Genomic DNA, 3,387 nt, shown 5'->3' with positions numbered 1-3,387 from the left:
TCGGCCGACCGACAGGGAGCCGGCGAGGGGATCTTGCGGCGACACATGTTGACGACCTTGGCCGGCGGTCTGTTCGGCGGCATGCTGGGCGGGCTGTCATTGGGCAAGACGTCCTCGCGGTTGGGATCGATCCAATCGATCGCGGTGTTGGAACTTCGTGACATCAACGCAAAGGCGGGGGAGCCGACCGACGGAGCGACGCCGTTGGCCGAACGCGGCCTTGCCGACGGTGAAATCCTGGCCTCCGCGCTCGTCAATGAACTGTCGGCGGTGGACGGCCTGACGGTGCTGCCCTTCCGTCCGTTGACGGCCCAAACGCCCGAACAGTTCGTCGCGCTCGGCGAAGAATTGGGGGTGGATGCGTTTTTGACCGGGGCCTTCGAAAGCCAGACGGCGGGACAACAAACCTATTGGGTCGTCAGCTGGCAACTCGTCAGTGCCGTCGACGGCAGCCTGATCGACGGCAAACAGTTTGTGACCGAGCAGTCGGGCGCCTTGCCGGGAGGACAATTCCTGACGCAAAGCGCGGTGGCGTCGGACGTTGCCAAACAGATCGGACGTGCCCTGGTCACCAGCGGGCAAAAGAGCGATGCGCCGGATCCGATGGCCTACGGATGCATGATGAAAGGGCATGCCTACGCGGATGCCGACAGCACCAAGGGACTGATGCGGGCGCTCAGTTGTTTTGAAAAAGCCCACGAAGAAGACCCACGGTTGAGCGAACCGTTGGCGGCAATCGCCCTCGCTTCGCTGACCTTGGCCTCACGAACCGACGCGGCCGAATCGCTCGCCCATCTGGAAAAGGCGCGCAGCAGTATGACCAAGGCGCTCGAAAAAGATCCCAACTCCGTCGACGCCCGATTGGCCCAAGCGATGATCGAATGGCAGTCGCTGGATCATTTCGAAGAAGCCTATCGGATCTTCGCCGAATTACATCGCAAGTACCGATACAACTTCCAGGTCCAACATCAGCGCGGCTTGCTGTTGGCCGCGCTCGGTTTGGGCGAGCAAGCGATCGACGCGTTACGCACGGCGACGAAATTGAACCCGTTGTCGATGCTGATCAAAACCGACAAAAGCCGGGTGGATTGGTTCTTTCAATATGATCGTCGCGCCCTGACCGATGCCCAACGCTATCGCGACTCGACGCCCGAATCCAATCCTTCGCGAAAGCTCGCGGTCGGATTGCTGATCGACATCTACGAACAGCGAGGCGATTTCCAACGCGCCGCCGAGCAGCAGGGGATGGCAACGACGCCGACGACGTCACAGGATTACTTTCGCTTGCGTGAAGACACGTTGGCAGCGTATCCCTACGGCCCGTTCGGCACGACACTCAATCGGGCCATCTTTGATTTGCGAACCCTGCCGAAGTTGGACGATTCGATGCTGGGTCTGTTGAGCGAATCCGGAGCGACGATGTTTTCCCTGTTGCTGGCCCAGCATCCGGCGTTCTTCCAGCTTCGCATCCGCCCGGCCGCCGCCCCCTACCTGCCATCGACGGCAAATATCGGTCGAAGTGCCTGACCCGATGCCGCAATGACGGACCAATGCCTACAATCGGTCCGGCCGGGAGAACATTCGATCGCCCGGCACCAGGAGTGCGGGATGCTGGAGGCGCTGATTGCTGGAATCGAGACCCTTAGTCGACTAGACTGCTGATGCGTTCACTTTCCAGATTCCTCCCCGCATGAGCGACTTTTCCCGCATGCCGACCGCAGTAAGAACTCAGGCCCTGACGTTGCTCAACAAGGTGACGTGTCCGCATTGCTGGCATGCCTATGCGCCTGAGGAGTCACTTTGGATTGCCGAGCACCCCGATTTGCTGGGCGATGCCAAATTGGGGTTCCAGCATGCCAAGCGGTTTTTGCCCAGTCGGTTCAGTCCTCAGGGCGATGCGATCGACGAGATGGGGCAGTACGCGACTCGGATGGCCTGTCCCAAATGTCATCTGCACGTGCCGCGTTCGATGTACCAGGTGCCCAGTCTGTTCTTCAGCATCTTCGGTGCCCCGGCGTGCGGCAAAAGCTATTTTCTGACGTCGATGTCCTGGAAGCTTCGTCAGACCTTGCCGAAACGTTTCGCCGTTTCGCTCAGCGATGTGGATGCGGAAACGAATTCGCGGATTCATGAATACGAAGAGTTGCAGTTCATGAACCCGGATTTGGACACGCCGGTCGCGTTGGCGAAAACGGAGGAGCAGGGGGACATGTATGACACGGTCGACATGGGCGACCACAGCGTCTCGTTGCCGCGGCCGTTCATGTTTAATCTGCAACCGCTGTCCAATCATCCGCGTTACCGTCGCAACCGTGAGATTTCCAAGCTGGTTTGTCTGTACGACAACGCGGGGGAGAGTTTCTTTCCGGGGGCGGACAAGACGGTCAACCCGGTCACGCGGCACTTGGCCTGTTCGAAGTGTTTGTTCTTCTGTTTCGATCCGACTCAAGACACGCGTTTTCGCCGCGCCTGCGAAGGCAAGACCGAGGATCCGCAGATGGTGTCTCGTACCTCACGCTTGGCTCGCGAGACCACGGTGCGTCAAGACACGATCCTGTTGGAAGCGATCCAGCGGGTGCGTCGCCATGCCGGCCTTCGCGACGATGAATTGCATCAGCGTCCGCTGATCGTGATTGTGACGAAGTGGGATGCGTGGAAGAATCTGTTGCCGGATGTTTCGACCGAGGAGCCGTATTTGCCGGTCAAGGGCAGTAAGTTTTGCTCGCTCGACAGCCGACGCATCAAAGAAACGTCGGAGCGGGTCGGCGAATTGATGGCGGAGATCTGTCCCGAGATCGTCGCCGCGGCCGAAGGGTTCTCGACCAGTTTGACGTTTATCCCCGTCAGCGCCAGCGGCAGCAGTCCGACGGTCGATCCGGCAACCGGCGCGTTGGGGATTCGGCCGCGCGACATGCAGCCGTATTGGGTCGAGATCCCGATGTTGATGGCGCTGCACAATTGGGCGGGCGGTCTGGTCGGAGCGACCGGCGATACCGCGTCGTTGGACGATGGTCGCTGGCTGACGGAACAACTCGAGTGACCTTTGAGTACTGAATTACTTTACACGTCCGCGCCCCAAGGGCTGCGTCATGGCAGTCGAGGTTTCTGTACGGTCCTGACGACGGCAGGGATGCCGATCAATGTGATCGGAAAGTTGGAAGCGATCTCCAGCTACCGACACCTATTTCCACCGGACAGCAGTCGGGCTTCGGAAAACCCTGTTTCTCTTGCCCATCAACGCGTCAATCTGGGCGGTCAAGTCGTCTCGGTCCTTTCACGCGTCGCGGCCTACGGAACCGACTACTCCGGCCGGACCAATAAGATCGCCCATCACGTCACGATTGACCCCAGCGAAATGCCTGCGGCGGGGCCGGCTTGGTTGATCGG

At 59.9% G+C, this 3,387-nt stretch carries 3 protein-coding genes; all 3 read left to right on the top strand.

The window, feature by feature from the left end; genetic code table 11:
- Positions 1–1,527: hypothetical protein (locus tag ABX749_RS26715; RefSeq protein WP_372898688.1), on the top strand; the 1,527-nt coding region annotated here is incomplete at its 5' end.
- A gap of 163 nt (positions 1,528–1,690) precedes the next feature.
- A complete protein-coding gene (locus tag ABX749_RS26710) occupies positions 1,691–3,040 on the top strand; it encodes a hypothetical protein (RefSeq protein WP_145209285.1) in 1,350 nt (449 codons plus the stop codon).
- Between the two features lie 3 nt (positions 3,041–3,043).
- On the top strand, positions 3,044–3,387 hold a 344-nt coding region (locus tag ABX749_RS26705; protein ID WP_372898687.1), incomplete at its 3' end, for a hypothetical protein.

The sequence above is a fragment of the Stieleria sp. genome (genome assembly GCF_041595215.1).
Classification (GTDB): Bacteria; Planctomycetota; Planctomycetia; order Pirellulales; family Pirellulaceae; genus Stieleria; species Stieleria magnilauensis.
Note: the sequence above shows the minus strand (reverse complement) of the source record. Positions and strands in the feature narration are given on the sequence as shown.